19 protein-coding genes are annotated in these 16,023 nt (G+C 73.5%); 15 read left to right on the top strand and 4 right to left on the bottom strand.

Annotated elements, in window-relative coordinates; all coding sequences use genetic code 11:
- The first annotated feature begins 212 nt into the window (after positions 1-212).
- From GA0074696_RS03435 to GA0074696_RS03405, 7 genes are all read left to right on the top strand, one after another.
- On the top strand, positions 213-1,421 hold the full coding sequence (locus GA0074696_RS03435; RefSeq protein ID WP_088959746.1) for an LCP family protein: 1,209 nt from the start codon (positions 213-215) through the stop codon (positions 1,419-1,421).
- Between the two features lie 211 nt (positions 1,422-1,632).
- Complete coding sequence (locus GA0074696_RS03430) at positions 1,633-2,571, top strand: LCP family protein (protein WP_456238171.1); 939 nt, start codon at positions 1,633-1,635, stop codon at positions 2,569-2,571.
- Between the two features lie 58 nt (positions 2,572-2,629).
- Positions 2,630-2,965, top strand: coding sequence for a rhodanese-like domain-containing protein (locus GA0074696_RS03425; RefSeq protein WP_088959745.1), 336 nt, complete (start codon positions 2,630-2,632; stop codon positions 2,963-2,965).
- A gap of 11 nt (positions 2,966-2,976) precedes the next feature.
- Positions 2,977-3,768, top strand: a complete 792-nt coding sequence (locus GA0074696_RS03420; RefSeq protein WP_088959744.1) for a glycerophosphodiester phosphodiesterase — start codon at positions 2,977-2,979, stop codon at positions 3,766-3,768.
- Between the two features lie 52 nt (positions 3,769-3,820).
- A complete protein-coding gene (locus GA0074696_RS03415; protein ID WP_088959743.1) occupies positions 3,821-5,278 on the top strand; it encodes a PAS domain-containing sensor histidine kinase in 1,458 nt (485 codons plus the stop codon).
- Positions 5,279-5,351: 73 nt separating this feature from the next.
- Complete coding sequence (locus GA0074696_RS03410) at positions 5,352-5,768, top strand: ATP-binding protein (protein ID WP_231925395.1); 417 nt, start codon at positions 5,352-5,354, stop codon at positions 5,766-5,768.
- A gap of 61 nt (positions 5,769-5,829) precedes the next feature.
- Positions 5,830-6,714, top strand: a complete 885-nt coding sequence (locus GA0074696_RS03405; RefSeq protein ID WP_088959741.1) for a DUF5926 family protein — start codon at positions 5,830-5,832, stop codon at positions 6,712-6,714.
- A gap of 51 nt (positions 6,715-6,765) precedes the next feature.
- On the opposite strand, the gene GA0074696_RS03400 is transcribed toward GA0074696_RS03405, so the two are convergent.
- Entirely contained in the window at positions 6,766-7,977 is a 1,212-nt protein-coding gene (locus GA0074696_RS03400; protein ID WP_088959740.1) for an arginine deiminase, read from the bottom strand.
- 162 nt (positions 7,978-8,139) lie between these two features.
- Between GA0074696_RS03400 and GA0074696_RS03395 the strand changes: the two genes are divergently transcribed.
- The 5 genes from GA0074696_RS03395 to pheA all read left to right on the top strand — a co-directional run bounded on the left by GA0074696_RS03395 (position 8,140) and on the right by pheA (position 11,593).
- Positions 8,140-8,877, top strand: a complete 738-nt coding sequence (locus GA0074696_RS03395; RefSeq protein ID WP_088959739.1) for a hypothetical protein — start codon at positions 8,140-8,142, stop codon at positions 8,875-8,877.
- Between the two features lie 183 nt (positions 8,878-9,060).
- On the top strand, positions 9,061-9,519 hold the full coding sequence (locus tag GA0074696_RS03390; RefSeq protein WP_088959738.1) for a PAS domain-containing protein: 459 nt from the start codon (positions 9,061-9,063) through the stop codon (positions 9,517-9,519).
- Positions 9,520-9,594: 75 nt separating this feature from the next.
- Positions 9,595-9,984, top strand: a complete 390-nt coding sequence (locus GA0074696_RS03385; RefSeq protein ID WP_088959737.1) for an ACT domain-containing protein — start codon at positions 9,595-9,597, stop codon at positions 9,982-9,984.
- Between the two features lie 135 nt (positions 9,985-10,119).
- Entirely contained in the window at positions 10,120-10,626 is a 507-nt protein-coding gene (locus GA0074696_RS03380; protein WP_088964334.1) for a hypothetical protein, read from the top strand.
- 10 nt (positions 10,627-10,636) lie between these two features.
- On the top strand, positions 10,637-11,593 hold the full coding sequence (pheA, locus tag GA0074696_RS03375; RefSeq protein ID WP_088959736.1) for a prephenate dehydratase: 957 nt from the start codon (positions 10,637-10,639) through the stop codon (positions 11,591-11,593).
- Between the two features lie 39 nt (positions 11,594-11,632).
- Here pheA and GA0074696_RS03370 read toward each other — a convergent pair whose 3' ends face one another.
- From GA0074696_RS03370 to GA0074696_RS03360, 3 genes are all read right to left on the bottom strand, one after another.
- Positions 11,633-12,355 (bottom strand): AIM24 family protein, encoded by a 723-nt coding sequence (locus tag GA0074696_RS03370; protein ID WP_088959735.1) that lies wholly within the window; start codon positions 12,353-12,355, stop codon positions 11,633-11,635.
- 93 nt (positions 12,356-12,448) lie between these two features.
- The gene (locus GA0074696_RS03365; protein WP_172894149.1) at positions 12,449-12,808 is read right to left on the bottom strand and encodes a metallopeptidase family protein; all 360 of its coding nucleotides are present in this window, start codon (positions 12,806-12,808) and stop codon (positions 12,449-12,451) included.
- A 99-nt stretch (positions 12,809-12,907) separates the two neighbouring features.
- Positions 12,908-13,339 carry an OsmC family protein gene (locus tag GA0074696_RS03360; RefSeq protein WP_088959734.1) on the bottom strand — a complete coding sequence of 144 codons (432 nt, stop codon included), beginning with the start codon at positions 13,337-13,339 and terminating at the stop codon, positions 12,908-12,910.
- Between the two features lie 133 nt (positions 13,340-13,472).
- Between GA0074696_RS03360 and GA0074696_RS03355 the strand changes: the two genes are divergently transcribed.
- From GA0074696_RS03355 to GA0074696_RS03345, 3 genes are all read left to right on the top strand, one after another.
- Positions 13,473-14,180, top strand: a complete 708-nt coding sequence (locus GA0074696_RS03355; RefSeq protein WP_088959733.1) for a hypothetical protein — start codon at positions 13,473-13,475, stop codon at positions 14,178-14,180.
- Positions 14,181-14,383: 203 nt separating this feature from the next.
- On the top strand, positions 14,384-15,205 hold the full coding sequence (locus GA0074696_RS03350) for an HAD family hydrolase (protein ID WP_088959732.1): 822 nt from the start codon (positions 14,384-14,386) through the stop codon (positions 15,203-15,205).
- Entirely contained in the window at positions 15,205-16,017 is an 813-nt protein-coding gene (locus tag GA0074696_RS03345) for an HAD family hydrolase (protein ID WP_088959731.1), read from the top strand. The genes GA0074696_RS03350 and GA0074696_RS03345 overlap by 1 nt, the downstream gene beginning before the upstream one ends.
- Positions 16,018-16,023 lie beyond the last annotated feature (6 nt).

Raw genomic sequence — 16,023 nt, 5'->3', positions numbered from 1 at the left:
GGCACGTTTCGACGGACGTCATCAGAGGTGCGTTCACGTCTGGTTCCATCACCGGCCGCCAACCACCGAGTGGACGTATCGCCTCATCCGTTCGGTTGAATTGCCGTCGCAAGTGTCGGGATATCCAGGAATTGAGCGTCTGACGATCTCGCCTTGACGGGAAGCGGTACGTAAAGTGGGTCCGCCCCCCGACCTCGCGAGCTGGAGCATGCATGCCGGTTCAGACCAGCCCCCGCCCGACGTCGCTGGATTCCGACCCGTACGCACGGCCGTCGACGATCCCGTCGCAGCGCGGCCGGGGCGGGCAGCGCACCGGCGGCCCCAAGAAGCGCACCAAGCGTAAGGACCCGCTCTGGGCCCGCCTGACGCTGATCTTCGGCGCCGTGCTGATGATGACCAGCGGCGTCGCCATCGTCGGCAGCAAGGCGCTGATCAGCCAGGCGACCGGCAACATCGCCCAGAAGAACCTGCTGGGCGGAGCGGGCAAGACCGACGCCGAGGGCGGCGCCGACCTGGACGGCCCGATCGACATGCTGCTGCTGGGCGTGGACGCCCGCGAGCGCTGGGCCGCCGACGACGTCCGGGCGGACAGCATCATCGTGCTGCACATCCCGGCCAGCCACGACCAGGCGTACCTGATCTCGATCCCCCGGGACACCGAGGCACAGATCCCGGCGTTCAAGAAGAGCGGCTACCAAGGCGGCACCGACAAGATCAACGCGGCGTTCCAGGCCGGCGCGCGCAACGGCGGCGGCTGGGAGGGCGGCGCCCAGCTGATGGCCCAGACCATCAAGAACATGACCGGGGTCAGCTTCGACGGCGCCGCGATCATCAACTTCGGCGGCTTCAAGAACGTCATCGACACCCTCGGCACCGTGCGCATCTGCGTCAGCCACGAGGTGAAGTCGCACCACATGATGATGGTCGACGGCAAGCAGATGTGGAACGCGGACGCCAAGAAGACCGGCCGGCCGATGACCCCGGTGGTCTACAAGAAGGGCTGCCGCGAGATGTCCGGGCTCCAGGCGCTGGACTACTCCCGGCAGCGCTACGGCCTGCCGAACAGCGACTACGACCGCCAGCAGAACCAGCAGCAGCTGATCAAGGCGATGGCCCGCAAGGCCACCGACAAGGGCATGCTGACCAACCCGATCAAGGTCAACCAGCTGATCAAGGCGGCCGGCAAGGCCTTCATCCTGGACACCGGCGGGGTGCCGGTGGCCGACTTCGTCTTCACCCTGCGCGGCGTCAGCGCCAACGAGCTGACCATGCTGCGCACCAACGGTGGCACGTTCAACGAAAACGTCAACAAGCGCGAGGCGCTCAGCGCGCAGACCCTGGAGATGTTCCAGGCGGTCAAGAACGACAAGCTGGGCGAATTCGTGTACGCCAACCCGGCCGTGCTCTCCACCCGCAAGTGAGCCGATGACCGGCCGGCAGCCACGCCGAAACCGGCCGGAGCGCGGTGACCGGCCCGTAGCCTGATGTGAGCAGTTCTCACGTCACGGCCACGGGGGGGGCGTCACGGCCAGGTCAGCGCGGTCCGACCGGGGGCGGGGCACACCGCCACCCGGCCGCCCGGCCTCCCGCTGGCCCCGGGTCCTGCTGACGGTCGGTCTCGCCCTGGTGCTGGTGGCCGTCGTCGCCGTGGTCGGCATGAAGGCGCTCACCTCGCGCTACGAGCGCACCATCACCCGGGAGCAACTGCTCGCCCCGGACGCCCGGCAACCCCGTACCGACCTCTCCGAAGGGCTGAACTACCTGCTCGTCGGCACCGACCGGCGGGGCGCCAGCGACGGGCCGGACCAGCGCTCGGACACCATCCTCATCGTGCACCTACCGCCCGGCATGCGGCAGGGCTACCTGATCTCCGTCCCGCGCGACCTGCTGGTGGCCATTCCCCCCGGCGGCGCCAACGGCTACCGCGGCGGCCAGGACAAGATCAACGCTGCGTACGAGCACGGCGGGACCGGTCAGGGCGGAGCCCAACTGCTCTCCGCCACCCTGACCCGGCTCACCGGGATCCGCTTCGACGGGGCCGCGCTGGTCGACTTCGCCGGCTTCAAGCAGGTCATCAACCTGCTCGGCGGGATCCGGATGTGCGTGGACACCGAGGTCCGGTCGATCCACACTCAGACCGTGTTCTCCACCGGATGCCAGCAGATGGACGGCGCCCGGGCGCTGGACTACGTCCGGCAGCGCTACGACCTTCCCGGCGGCGACTACGACCGGCAGCGGCACCAGCAGCAGATGCTGCAGGCGGTACTGGACCGGGCCGGGGAGACGGACCTGCGCGGCGACCCGCTGAAGCTGGACCGGGTGCTGCGGGCGGTGGGCGGCTCGCTGACCCTGGACACCAACGGCGTCGGAGTCGAGGACCTGATGGTGGCGCTGGGGTCGCTGCCGTCGGACGCGCTCAGCGGGGTGCAGGTGCCGTCGTACCCGGAGACCATCGACGGGATCTCCTACGTGGTGCTCGACAACGGCGGCAACGGCCTCTTCGACGCCGTACGCGGCGAGCGGGTGCCGGGCTGGGCGGCGGCCAACCCGCGCTGGGTCACCCGGTTGTGAGCCGGCGTACCGGCCCGGCCCGTGCCGATGTCGCCGGTGAGGATCTAGGCTGCTACCCGTGTTCGGATCCCAGGTACCCAGCGTTCCCGTGACCGAGATCGACGACGAGACCTACCTGCTGGACGTCCGCGAGGACGACGAGTGGGTGGCGGGCCACGCCCCGGGCGCCCACCACCTGCCGATGATGGAGCTGCCGGCCCGGCTGGCCGAGGTACCCACCGACCGGGACGTCGCAGTGATCTGCCGTTCCGGCGGGCGCTCGGCCCAGGTCGTCGGCTACCTGCTCAACAACGGATGGGAGCAGGTGCGCAACGCCGACGGCGGGATGCGCCAGTGGGAGGCCGTCGGCCGGCCGGTGGTCGGCGGGGACGGGCAGCCCGGCCGGGTCATCTGAGAGCCGGCACCATGGGCGATCCGCTGGTCTTCGCGCACCGCGGCGCGTCGGCCGACCTGCCCGAGCACACCCTCGCGGCGTACCTGCGGGCCCTCGACGAGGGCGCCGACGGGCTGGAGTGCGACGTCCGGCTCACCCGGGACGGGCACCTGGTCTGCGTGCACGACCGCCGGCTGGACCGGACCAGCAACGGACGCGGGCTGGTCAGCGCCCGTACCCTCGCCGAGCTGGAGCTGCTCGACTTCGGCTCCTGGCATCCGGGCTGCGCACCGGCCGACGGCGACGAGGTGCTGGACGAGTCGCACACCCGGCTGCTCACGCTGGAACGGCTGCTGGAGGCCGTACTGGCCGCCGGCCGGCCGGTCCGGCTGCTGGTGGAGACGAAGCACCCGTCCCGCTACGGCGGCGACGTCGAGCGCCGGCTGGTCGCGCTGCTGCGCCGCTACGGGCTCGCCGAACCCGGCCCGGACGACCCGGTGCGGGTCACCGTGATGTCCTTCTCCCCGCTGGCCGTACGCCGGGTCCGCGAGCTGGCCCCGGCGCTGCCCACGGTGCTGCTGCTGGAGGTGCTGCCGCGCTGGCTGCGACTCGGCCGGCTGCCGTTCGGCGCCGGGATCGCCGGGCCCGGCATCGGCCTGGTCCGGGCCCGGCCGCAGCTGGTGCCCGCCCTGCGGGCCACCGGCCACCAGGTGTACGTCTGGACCGTCAACGAGCCGGACGACCTGGAGCTGGTGCTGGCCGCCGGGGTGGACGGGGTGATCACCGACCGACCGGCGCGGACGCTGGCCCGGCTGGGCCGGTGAGGCCCACCGGACGGGGCTGCCCGAACTCCGCCCGAGGGGGCACACTCGGGACATGCCGGAGCGTACCGATCTCGCCGCCCTGGTCACCGGCCACAGCGCGGTGATCGAGATGATCAATTCCGGTGACGCGGGCCTGCCCGTCCTCACCCAGCTGCTCCGGGTGGCCCGCTCGGCGGTGGGCGCGGCCAGCGTGGCCTTCGTCGAGTTCGCCCCGACCGGCGGCCGGGTCATCGCGGCCAGCGGCAACGCCAAGTGGATGATCGGCCGCCCGCTGCCGGCGTCCGACCCGGTGACCGTCTGCCTGCTCGCCGGCCCCCGGGTCCGGCAGATCCGGGTGGACCACCTCCCCGGGCAGCTCGCCGGGGAGCTGACCGCCCGAGGGCTGCGCCGAATGATCGGGGCCCGTGCCGAGATCGGCGGGCTGACCGTCGGCAGCCTGCACGCCCTCTACGCCGACGGCGAGGACGCCGCGGACCCGGAGGCGCAGACCGTGCTGGGCTACGTGGCCGCCTGCATCGCCCACATGTACGGCGACCAGAGCGGCCTGCCGGTGCACGGCGACGGCCCGGTGGTCGCGGCGCTCGCCGACGGTCTGGCCGTGGTCGACCGGGAGGGGCACGTGCGGCTCTGGAACCCGGCCGCCGCCCAGGTGACCGGCCGCTCCTCCGCCGAGGCGCTGAACCGGCCGCTGCCCTTCCCGCTCCCCCCGTCCGGCCAGGTGCTCGACCACCAGATGCCGGACGGACGCTGGCTGCGGATCACCTCCGGGGAGCTGGCCGGGCCCGGCACCCAGCGGGTGGTCACCTTCCGCGACATCACCGACCAGCAGCGCCGCGACTCCGAGCGCGACCTCTTCGTCGCGGTGACCAGCCACGAGCTGCGCACCCCGGTCACCGTGATCAAGGGGTACGCGGACACCCTCACCGATCACTGGGAGTCGCTGACCGACACCGACCGCCGGCAGGCGGCCCGGATCATCGGGCAGCGCGCCAACGAACTGGCCCGGCTGATCGACCGCCTGCTCTCCTCGGCCATCGACGGCCGGCCCGGGGGTGAGCCGGCCGTACCGTTCGACCTCGGCGACGCGCTGCGCGCCACCGTGCCGGACCTCCCCGCCGACCTGCGCCACCGGCTCGTCCTCGACCTGCCGGCCGACCTGCCCAAGGCGCTCGGCGACCGGCACAGCATGGCCACCGTCCTGACCGAGCTGGGCACCAACGCCGCCAAGTACTCGCCGCCGGAGTCGCCGATCGAGGTGACCGCCGGCACCGACGGGCAGACCGTGCTGTTCCGGGTCAGCGACCGGGGCATCGGCATCCGGCCCGAGCACGTGGAGCGGGCCTTCGACCGGTTCTGGCAGGGCGAGTCCGGGGACCGCCGGGGCTATCCCGGCGCCGGGCTCGGCCTCTATCTCGTCCGCCGGATCGTTGAACAGCAGAATGGATGGGTATCCCTCCGGCCGAGGAACGGTGGCGGTACCGTCGCAGAGGTGCGGCTGCCCCGGGGATGACCTGCGTGGGCAGCGGGGGACGGGGCGAGAAGGAGCGAGGGTGTCGACGCACGCGGTCGAACGTTCGTGGTGCGTGGTGGTTCCCCACCACGCCACCGGAGCGCGCCTGGCCCGGCACCGGCTCGCCGACGAGCTCGCCGAGGTCGTACCCCCGGTCCTGCTGGCCGACCTGGTGGCGGTCCTGGCCGAGCTGGTGGGCAACGCCGTCCGGCACGCCGACCCGCTGCCCGGCGGGGTGGTCCGGGTGGCCTGGCGGCTGCGCCCCACGCCGGGCGGCCCGACCGTGTCGATCCGGGTGACCGACGGTGGCGCGCCCGCCGGCCCGCGGATGCGGGCGGCCAGCCCGGACGCCGCCGACGGCCGTGGCCTGCACATCGTCGCCGGCCTGGCCAGCCGCTGGGGAGTCGAGCGGGACGGCCTGGGCCAGAGCGTCTGGGCCGAGTTCGACCCGGCCGGCTCGGCCCGACCGGACCTGGTCGTCGCCGGTTGACCCGGCCCCGGGGGCGGGTCCTCCCCACACCGTCCCGGCCCGGCCTCTAGGCTGTCTCGCCGTGAGCAAGCGTCGAAAGAACCAGCGCGCCGTCGAAGCGACCCCCCGCCGGGAGAAGGTCAGCGACATCTTCGTCCCCCGTCCCTTCGAGGGGCTGGCGGACGAGCCGGAGTGGATCGCCCTGCGTGAGCTGGTGCCGGCCGCCTCCGCGCCGCTGCGGCTCACCCCGGAGCTGGTCGAGGAGTACGGCGACAGCCCGGTCACGCTCGCCACCGTGCTGCCGATGGCCGCCCCGGCGATGACCAAGCCGGACGGGCGGGTCTTCATCGGGTTGCAGCGGCACCAGCAGTCCGGTGACGTCTCCCGCGACCTGGCCGAGGCGCTGCTCTGCGCGCTGCGCACCGAGCCGGGCGGCCAGGTGACCGTGCCGCCGCTGCCGGGTCCGGGGCCGCGGCTGCAGGACGTCCTGGTGGACGGCCCGCTGGAGATCACCATGCACGACGGTTTCGACTTCTGGCTGGACCCGGGCGCGGCCGACGACCCGTCGGTGCAGGCGTCGCTGGAGCGGGCGAACGCCGCCATCTACCCGACCGTACGGCTCGCCGCCGCCCGGGCCGCCTACTGGTGCCAGGTGCCGGAGAAGGCGCACGTGCGCTGGGTGCTGCCGGAGGACGAGGACAGCGCGCTGGACGCGTTGTCCCGGCTCTCCGCCGCCGGCATCCTGACCCTGGGCGAGGGCACGAAGTTCGCCGGCATGTTCCGGGCGCACGGCCGGCTGGTGCCGGTCTGGGACCTGCCCGAGGACGTCCCGGCTGCCGACTGGGAGGCGCCGGCGAGCGCCTTCGCCGAGCGGTACGCCGAGATGCTGGAGGAGAAGGAGCCGCTGGACGCCGCCGGACGGCGGGCCCGCCAGGGGCTGCTCGGCCGCCAGCTCACCCTGCGCTGACCCACGCTCGACCGGCCGCTTCCCGCCCGCGTGACCGGCCCGGAAGCGGGGTCAGGGCCGCCGTAGTGGTTCGCGGACCAGCGGGCAGGACATGCAGCGCGGGCCGCCCCGGCCGGAGCCCAGCTCCGAACCCGCGATCGGGATGACCTCGATGCCGGCCCGTTCGAGCTGGGCGTTGGTCTCGGTGTTGCGCTCGTAGCCGACGCAGAGCCGGGGCGCCAGGGCGAGGGTGTTGTTGCCGTCGTCCCACTGCTCGCGTTCGGCGGTGACCGGGTCCAGGCCCGTGTCGATCACCCGGAGCTGGTCGAGGTCCATCGCGTCGGCGGCGGCGCGCAGGAACGGCGACGGGCCGTCCACCCGCGGCTCGCCGTCCGGCCCGGCGATCACCGTGTACGCCGACAGACTGCTGGCGATGTTCGGGTACATCAGCACCGCGTCGGCGTCGACCATCGTGCAGACCGTGTCGAGGTGCATGGTGGCGCGGTCCTGGGCGATCGGCACCACCAGGATGGTGTGCGCCAACCCGGCGGCGAAGACCTGCCGGGCCAGCCGCTCCGCGCCGGCCGGGGTGGTCCGCTCACCCACCCCGACCGCGAGCACGCCGGGGGCGAGCAGCAGCACGTCGCCGCCCTCCAGGTGCTCCAGCTCCGGGTGGTAGACGGCCTGGGTGCCGACGAAGCGCGGGTGGTGACGGTAGATCGCGTCGGTCAGGGTGGACTCCCGCCGCCGGGCCGGCATGGCGAGGCTGGTGACCCCGACCCGGTCCCCGATCCACAGTGACGAGTCGCGGGTGAAGAGCAGGTTGGGCAGCGGGTCGATGACGAAGTCGTGCCGGTCCATCAACGTCCACACCAGCCCGCCGGGGCGTTCCGGGCTGATCCGCACCTCCTCGTGGGCGAGCCCGGCGATGAACACGTCGGCCAGCGCCGCCGGATCGAGGTAGGCGAGGTGCTCGGCGACGCGGCGGCGCAGCGTGTCGCCGAGCCGGGGTGAGCGGAGCACCACCTCGGTCAACTCGGCGCGCGCGTCGGGGACGGCCAGGGTCTCGGCGAGCAGGGTGGCGAGGTAGAGCACCTCCACTCCGCGCTCGCGCAGCGCCGCCGCGAAGGCGTCGTGCTCCTCCTGCGCCCGTCCCACCCATGGGATAGCGTCGAAGAGCAACGAGTCGTTGTTGCGAGGGGTGAGCCGGGCCAGCTCGGGCCCGGGGCGGTGCAGCAGCACCGTGCCGAGCCGACCGACCTCGCTGTCCACGTAGTGGGTCACCCTCGCAGCGTAGGGCAGGTGCGAAGGGTGTTCGGGAGAGAAGTGTGGATGAATATGGCATTCATCCGCACTCATTCCGGCGCTCCAACTTGCCGTACCCAGGGGATGGCAACGTAGGGTAGTGAGGACATAACTTCGAGGGACCTTTTGCCGGAGGTCGCGATGACTGTCTTTCCCGCTCGTCGAGCCGTACCCACCCGGGCCCTGCCGCCCGTGGCGGTGCCGCACCCCCGGGCCGAGGCGCCGTCGGCGCTGGAGCCGGCCCGCCCGACCCCGTTGGAGTGGGCCCGCCGCCGTCGGGCGGAGCGCGGCGCGCGCCGGCTGGAGGCCGCCGGGGCGCGCGCGCTCGGTCAGCTCGACCACCTGGGGCCCGCCTGGCACGTCATCGAGTGGCCGCGTACGGACGTCGCCGACGTGCTGCTCGACCGCGGCCAGGACGACCGGGCCGGTTTCCTCGCCATCGGCCCGAGCGGGCTCTTCGCGGTGAGCATCGCCGACCACGGGCGCGCCCGGGTGCTGGTCGCCGGGGACGTCGTCCAGATCAACGGCAAGCGGCCGCCGTACGTGGCCGAGGCCCGGCGGGACGCCAAGCGGGCGAGCAAGGCCCTCTCCGACGCGGTCGGGCTGCCGATCCCGGTGACGCCGGTGCTGACCTTCGTCGGCTCCGGCGTCATCAGCGTCTACGGCCTGCCCAAGGACTGCCTGATGGCGACCCACCGGGAGCTGGACCGGCTCCTCGTCGCCGGGGGCAACCGGATCAGCCCGGCCACCGCCGAAAAGCTGTCCCGGGTCGCGCAGCAGCCACAGACGTGGCTCAACGGCACGTACCGTCCCGCCGCCGACTACCGGTGGTACGACGAGGGCCGAACGGCCGCTGACAAGCCGGCCGCCCGCCGGTAACGTCACCGACGACGCCACGCGACCCGGTGTTCACCGAGGTCACCCACGGTCCGCGCCGTCGCCGGCCGCCCGGTCGTTCCGGGCATCCGATCGTCACCGGCGGCCGGTGACAGCAGCGCGGTACAGCGACCGTCGCGGCGACCGGCTAGCGTGGACAGACCGTCGGTGTACATAGGAGGCTCGGTGGCCCACGTCGAACTCTCGCTCTCCGAAGTGTTCGCGCCGGCGTCGCGGATACCGACAGAGCCGGGGTGCGACAACGTCGGGCAGTGGTCGGCCATGGTCTCCCACGCCGAGGAGCCCTGCCTGCTGATCGACGCGGACACCCGGGTCGTGGCGATCTCGTCCGCCGGCTGCGAGCTGCTGTGCCTGGGCGCACCGGAGGACGTGGTGGGCCTGCCGCTGCTGGAGGGCGGCCTGCGGCTGCTCGACTTCACCGCCGCCCGGGGCGAGCTGACCGAGCAGGAGACCGACAAGATCCCGCCGCTGCTCGCCCTGCACTCCGGCCGGCTGGCCCGGGGCCTGCTCCGGGTCCAGCCCGCCGGCGAGGACGCGCCCGACGCCACCGTCGACGCCATCTCCACCCCGGTGCTCACCGACGGCTCGGTCGCCGGATCACTCACCTTCTTCTCCGAGATCTGACCCGCATCCGAGGTGTGGCGGGCGCCGCACGCCGCGATGCTGGGGCGGGCCGGCACGACGCCGTAAGGTGCCCTCATGCTCGATGTCGCCCTGCTCCCGGGGGAGTACGCCGTGTGCCGGCTGGCCGCCGGCACCTCCCTGCCCCCCGCCCTGTGGGCCGAGCCGGGCGTCGCGGACGTGGTCACGGTCAGCTGGACGGCCGACGGGATCTCGGTCATCTGCCCCGCCGGTCGGGCACCCGCGCAGGCGGACGTGGAGACCGACTGGCGGTGCCTGCGCGTGGTCGGGCCGGTCGGCCTCGCGGTCACCGGCACCCTCGCCGCCCTGGTCGACCCGCTCGCCGAGGCCCGGGTCAGCGTGGTCGCGTTCTCCACCTACGACACCGACCACGTGCTGGTCCCGGCGGTACGCCTGGGCGAGGCGACCGGCGCGCTGGAACGGGCCGGGCACCGGGTGCTGCGCTGACCTTCACCGCGCCGCCGGATCCTCCTACGATGGGCTCGGCCACCCCCGGCCGTCACGACCCGATGCCACCCGAGGCTCGATCCCCCCGAGGACCGGTCCGTGCCGCCTGACGCACACCCCACCCCACCCCGCCGGCTGGCCGTCGCCGGCGTACTGGTCGCCGTCGTGCCGCTCGCCGCCTGCGGCGCCCCGCCGGAAGCCGTCCCCGCGCCGGCCACCAGCTCCCGGCCGGCGCTCGTCACCCCCGCGGCACCGACCGCCGCTCCGCCGGTGACCCCGCCGCTGGGCATCGCGCCGACGCTCCCGCCAGCGCCCAGTCCCACGCCCGGCCTGGTCGCCGTCGCCTGCGCCGGCCGGCCCTCCGCCGACCGGGTGGTGGGGCTGCTGCGCGGCCGGGTGCTCCCCCGGGGGGTGTCGGTACGCGCCACCCAGGGGCCGCTCTGCGCGGCCGACTGGCAGTACACCGTGCTGGCCGTGACCGGGCACGAGGAACTCCAGGTGGTCACCCGTACCGAGTCCACCGCGCTGCGCCTGGTCACCGCGGGGACCGACGTCTGCTCGATCGAGGTGCGGACCGTCGCGCCGCCCGGCATCCGGACGTTGGCCTGCGACGCCGGCACGGGGCCGGTACCCGGTGCGTAGGCTGGGCGACATGCCCGGTACACCACCGACCCGCTACGTCTACCTCGGACCCGAGGGCACCTTCGCCGAGCAGGCACTGCGCACCGTGCCCGCCGCCGAGCACGGCAGCCGTACCCCGGCGCGCAGCGTCGGCGAAGCGCTGGAGAGCGTACGGGCGGGGGACGCCGACGCGGCCCTGGTGCCGCTGGAGAACTCGATCGGCGGCGCGGTCGGGGTGACCCTGGACGAGCTGGCCGAGGGGGACCCGGTGGTGATCACCCGGGAGGTGATCCTGCCGGTCGAGTTCGTGCTCGGCGCCCGCCCCGGCACCACGCTCGGCGCGGTGCGCAGCGTGGCGGCCCATCCGCAGGCCTCCACCCAGTGCCGGAACTGGCTGCGGGACCACCTGCCCGACGCGACGGTGGTCGACGTGCTCTCCAACGGCGCGGCGGCGGCCGGCGCGGCCGCCGGTGACTACGACGCGGCGATCTGCGCCCCGATCGGGGCCACTCGACACCGGCTGGCCGTACTCGCCGACAAGATCGCCGATCACCCCGACGCGGTGACCCGCTTCGCGCTGGTGTCCCGCCCCGGCCCACCGCCGCCCCCCACCGGGGACGACGTCACCTCGCTCGCCGTGTACATCGCCCACGACCGGGTGGGCGCCCTGCTGTCGGTGCTGATGGAGCTGGCCGTACGCGGGGTCAACCTGACCCGGATCGAGTCCCGCCCGACGGGCGAGGCGCTCGGCCGGTACGTCTTCTTCCTCGACTGCACGGGGCACGTGGCCGACGTGCGGATGGGCGAGGCGTTGCAGGGGCTGCGGCGGGTCTGCGCCGACGTGCGCTTCCTCGGGTCGTACCCCCGGCACCGCTGGGTCGACGGGGCGGCCGAGCGGCCGGTCCCGGCGCCCGCCGGTCTCTCCGACGCCGACTACACCGACGCGGCGGCCTGGCTGGCTCGGCTGCGGGCCGGCGAGCTGAGCTGACCCGGCGGGGCACCCGGACCGGGCACCCCGCCGACCCGGTCAGCTGAGCAGGCCGCCGAGCAGGCCACCCTGCTGCTGCTGGGTGCCGCTGCCCATGACCGGCGGCTCCTCGGAGGGCTGCACCACCACGAAGCCCTGACCGGCGAAGCTCATCGTGAACGCCTCGCCGGTGCTGCGGCCGAGCAGCGCGCCCAGGCCGAGCTGCTCGGCGCGGTGGTAGCCGGTCTGGAGGTTGGCCGACCAGCAGACGGCGGCCTGCGGGTCGACGTAGGTGGGGGCGTCGACGTTGAGCACCACCGGGGTGCCCTTGGTGGTGATGGCGATCCGGCCGTGGCCGCTGAAGACGCAGTTGAACAGGCCGGACGACGAGGCCATGCCGGCGCCGCCGACCATCTTGATGTCGTACGACAGGGTCGAGTCGAAGGCCAGCACGCTGGAGCCGTTGATGGAGAGGGCGTCGCCCGGCTCCAGGTCGATGATGTGCACGTCCTTGCTCAGCTCGGCGAGGAAGACGTCACCCTGGCCGCTGAGCTTCATCAGCGGCACACCCTCACCGGTCAGCCGCTGCTTGATGAACTTGCCGATGCCACCGGAGCCGAGCGCCTGGAACTGCACCTGCCCCTGGTAGGCGACCATCGAGCCGACCCGGGCCATGGCCTCGCCGTTCAGCTCGATCTTCAGCATCTTGGAGTTCTGCAGCCGCATGCCGGGCTGGGCGGACTCCTTCTCAAGGTTCTCCGCGGAGAACAGCGCGCTGCGCATCGGTTTCCTCCTGGTTCGGGGTGTGTCTCACCGGAGGGTAGGTGACCAGCGCAACCGGTCGCATCGGCCGAGCGGGGCCGTCGAGCGGGGCGGTCAGCCCCAGCCCAGGGCGTGCAACCGGTCGTCGTCGATGCCGAAGTGGTGGGCGATCTCGTGGACCACGGTCACCGCCACCTCGTCGACCACGTCGTCCTCGCTGTCGCAGATGCGCAGGATCGGGCGGCGGTAGATGAGGATCCGGTCCGGCAGCACACCGGAGTAGTCCCATCCGCGGTCGGTGAGCGCGTGCCCCTCGTAGAGGCCGAGCAGGTCCTCGCCGGGCGGCGGGTCGTCCTCGACCAGGATCACCACGTTGCTCATCAGCCCGAGCAGTTCCTCGGGCACCTCGTCGAGGGCCTCCCCGACCAGTTCCTCGAAGCGTTCCCGGCTCATCTCGACCGCCACGCCGTCCATTGTCCCCGACGCCGGGCCATCCGCTCCGTCAAGATTCGCGCGGAGCCACGGAGAGGGTGCCGGTCCGGCACCCTCTCCGTCGCGTACGACCGGCCGGGGTCAGGAGGCCAGGCGGGCGGAGAGGCTGATCTGCGCGCCCGGGGAGAGCAGCCGCGAGATCGGGCAGTTCTCCTTGGCGGCCTCGGCCAGCTTGGTGAACTGCGCCTCGTCCATGCCCGGCACCTGGCCGACGGTCTCCAGGTCGATCCGGGTCACGGACATGCCCGCGTCGGTCTTGTCGAAGTGGACCTTGGCAGTGGTGTCCACCGACGAGTCGGTGGCACCCGCGTCGGCGAGCTGCTTGGAGAGCGCCATCGAGAAGCAGCCGGCGTGCGCGGCGCCGATGAGCTCCTCGGGGTTGGTCCCCTCGCCCTCCTCGAAACGCGACTTGAAGGAGTAGTTCCCCTGGAGTCCGCCCTTGCCGGTGCGGACGGTTCCGGAACCCTCGGTGAGGTTGCCCTGCCAACGTGCGGAAGCGGTACGGATAGGCATGCACCCGACGCTAACCGAAACCGCACCGTCGGGCGACCGACCCGGCGTACCGACCGTCGCCACGTCGTGCCCCGAACGGCGCCGCCGGGCGTGTCATGATGCGGTTCAGGCCCGCGACGGCGGAAGGTGGCCGATGTCTGAGGATCTCCCCGTCCCGCGCCAGGAGGACCGCTCCGACGGCACGGCCGTCGTCGAGTGGGGCTCGCCGTCCCCCGCCCCGGCCGGACGGTGGGGCCGTGCCCTCGGCGGGCTCGGCCGGGACCGCCGGCTGCCCCTGGTGCTGGCCGTCCTCGGCGCGGTCGCGGGGACGGCCTCGCTGGTCGGCGAGTGGCTGGTGATGACGCTGCCCAACGGGGGCCCGGAGGGCGACGTCACCGTCCGGGTGCCCGGCGGGGTGGCCGAGGTCGACGGCTTCGGGGTCGCGTACCTGGTGGGGCTGCTGCTGCTCGCCGCCGTGACGGCGCTGGCCCTGCGCGGCGGCCCGGCCGTCCGGCGGGAGGCGCGACTGGCCGGGCTGGCGGTGGCCGGCGCGCTGCTGGCGCTGCTGACGGCGACCGCCTTCTCGCTGGACGATTCCGGACAGCGGGCCCTGTTCTACTCGTCCGAGGACGGCTTCCGGGTGGACTACGGGCGAGGCCTGGTGATGGCCTTCGTGGCGACCGCGCTGGTCGGGGCCGCGCTCCAGCTCGCCGGCCGGCAGCCGGCCGAGCAGTCGGAGGGGGACACCGACCTGGAGGCGGAGCCGGTCGACTACCGCCCGGGCCGCGCGGAGGACGACGGCCCGGCCGACCTCACCGTCACGCCGACCGTCCCGTTCGCCCGTCGGGAGTCGGCCGGCTGACCGGCCGTCCCGACCGGGCTCGCCGGTGCCGCGGTGGCCACCGGAACGGGAGCCGGGCGTCACCGGGCGTTGGCGCCGGATTCGCCGGAACGCCGTGGTCGGGACCGGTACCGCGAGGTACGGTTGCTGCCCGCCGTCACTCCGGGTCGAGGCACCGATGACCGAAACGGCTGGCTGCGGCGGCGGCGGGCGAAGGAGGAACCATGATCCGCCCGGGCCTGCCCAAGCTGATCGCCACCGACCTGGACGGGACGCTCGTCCGCAGCGACGAGACGGTCTCCGCGTACACCCACCAGGTGCTCGACCGGGTGCGGGCCGCCGGCATCCCGGTGGTCGGTGCGACCGGTCGCGGCCCCCGGCTCAAGGAACTCACCCGTAACGACATCCGCGCGGCCGACTTCCTGGTGATGGCCGGCGGCGGCTGCGTGGTGGACCAGAGCGACCCGGCCGGCCCGGTGGTGCTGCGCGACGAGCGGCTGCCCGGTGAGGTGCTGGCCGGACTGCTGGCCGACCTGGAGGCCGAGGTCGGGCCGCTGACCGTGATGGTCGAGGCGTCCGCCGAGCAGGACGCGCCGCTCTGGGGCGACTACCACCCGAGCTGGCCGTACCAGGACCGGTTCGAGGCGCGCAGCCGCGCCGAGTGCCTCTCCTGCGACGTGATCAAGGCCTTCGTCCGGACCGCCGACCACCACGTGGACGAGCTGCTGGCCGCCGCCCGCCGGATCGTCCCGCCGCAGGTGGCCACGCTCACCCAGGCCGGGCTGGGCTTCGTCGAGATCTGCCCGCCGGGGGTCGACAAGGCCACCGGGCTCAGCGTGGTGGCCGAACGGCTCGGCGTCGACCCGGCGGAGGTGCTGGTCTTCGGGGACATGCCCAACGACCTGCCGATGTTCGCCTGGGCCGGCTGGGGCCGGGTGGCCGTCTCCAACGCGCACCCCGCAGTCCGCGCCGCGGCGGACGAGATCACCCTGCGCAACGACGACGACGGGGTCGCGGTCTACCTGGACCGGCTACTCTCCCGGTGATGGGAGAGACACCCCGACTGGTCGCGACCGACATCGACGGCACCCTGCTCGGCGACGACCGGACGCTCAGCGCGCGTACCGCGACGGTGCTGGAGCGGATCTGCGCGCAGGGCACGCCGGTCGTGCTGGTCACCGGCCGTCCGATCCGCTGGCTCCAGCTCGTGTACGACCAGCTCGCCGCCCCGCTGCCGGCGATCTGCGCCAACGGCGCCGTGGTCTACGACCCGGTCGCCGACGAGGTGCTGCGGGCCGACCCGCTCGCTCCGGAACTCCTCGCCGAGGTGGCCCGCCGGCTGCGCGCGGCGGTGCCCGAGGTGAGCTTCGCGGTGGAGATCGTCGACAGCCGGCAGATGCGGCACGAGGCGCACTACCCGCTGCGCTGGGACGCCGACCACGACGCCATCCGGGCCGTCGAGTCGCCCGAGGAGCTGCACTCCGTACCGGCGGTGAAGCTGCTGGCCCGGGCCGGGGAGCAGGACCCGGACGTCTTCGTCCGGGTGGTGGCCGGGGCGCTGCAGGGGCTTGCCGAGGCGACCCACTCGTCGTACAGCGGGCTGGTGGAGATCTCCGCCGCCGGGGTGACCAAGGCGGCCGGGCTGGCCTGGTACGCCGCCCGCCTCGGCATCCACGAACGCGACGTGCTCGCGTTCGGCGACATGCCCAACGACCTGCCGATGCTGACCTGGGCCGGTCGGGCGGTGGCGGTGGCCAACGCACACCCCGCCGTCCTGGAGATCGCCGACGAGGTGACCGGGGCGAACTCCGCCGACGGCGTGGCGGCGTACCTGGAGAAGGTCTTCGGGGTGGGCTGAGCGGAC

The organism is Micromonospora purpureochromogenes (assembly GCF_900091515.1).
GTDB lineage: Bacteria > Actinomycetota > Actinomycetes > Mycobacteriales > Micromonosporaceae > Micromonospora > Micromonospora purpureochromogenes.
The sequence above is the reverse complement of the archived record's forward strand: the minus strand, read 5'-3'. Positions and strand labels throughout refer to the sequence as shown.

What these genes read in the sequence shown, in the direction of transcription:
- GA0074696_RS03365 (WP_172894149.1), bottom strand. Translation starts at nt 12,808, where the DNA reads ATGGACGGCGTGGCGGTCGAGATGAGCCGGGAACGCTTCGAGGAACTG.
- GA0074696_RS03370 (WP_088959735.1), bottom strand. Translation starts at nt 12,355, where the DNA reads ATGCGCAGCGCGCTGTTCTCCGCGGAGAACCTTGAGAAGGAGTCCGCC.
- GA0074696_RS03345 (WP_088959731.1), top strand. Translation starts at nt 15,205, where the DNA reads ATGGGAGAGACACCCCGACTGGTCGCGACCGACATCGACGGCACCCTG.
- pheA (WP_088959736.1), top strand. Translation starts at nt 10,637, where the DNA reads ATGCCCGGTACACCACCGACCCGCTACGTCTACCTCGGACCCGAGGGC.
- GA0074696_RS03435 (WP_088959746.1), top strand. Translation starts at nt 213, where the DNA reads ATGCCGGTTCAGACCAGCCCCCGCCCGACGTCGCTGGATTCCGACCCG.
- GA0074696_RS03355 (WP_088959733.1), top strand. Translation starts at nt 13,473, where the DNA reads ATGTCTGAGGATCTCCCCGTCCCGCGCCAGGAGGACCGCTCCGACGGC.
- GA0074696_RS03385 (WP_088959737.1), top strand. Translation starts at nt 9,595, where the DNA reads ATGCTCGATGTCGCCCTGCTCCCGGGGGAGTACGCCGTGTGCCGGCTG.
- GA0074696_RS03395 (WP_088959739.1), top strand. Translation starts at nt 8,140, where the DNA reads ATGACTGTCTTTCCCGCTCGTCGAGCCGTACCCACCCGGGCCCTGCCG.
- GA0074696_RS03360 (WP_088959734.1), bottom strand. Translation starts at nt 13,339, where the DNA reads ATGCCTATCCGTACCGCTTCCGCACGTTGGCAGGGCAACCTCACCGAG.
- GA0074696_RS03415 (WP_088959743.1), top strand. Translation starts at nt 3,821, where the DNA reads ATGCCGGAGCGTACCGATCTCGCCGCCCTGGTCACCGGCCACAGCGCG.
- GA0074696_RS03350 (WP_088959732.1), top strand. Translation starts at nt 14,384, where the DNA reads ATGATCCGCCCGGGCCTGCCCAAGCTGATCGCCACCGACCTGGACGGG.
- GA0074696_RS03420 (WP_088959744.1), top strand. Translation starts at nt 2,977, where the DNA reads ATGGGCGATCCGCTGGTCTTCGCGCACCGCGGCGCGTCGGCCGACCTG.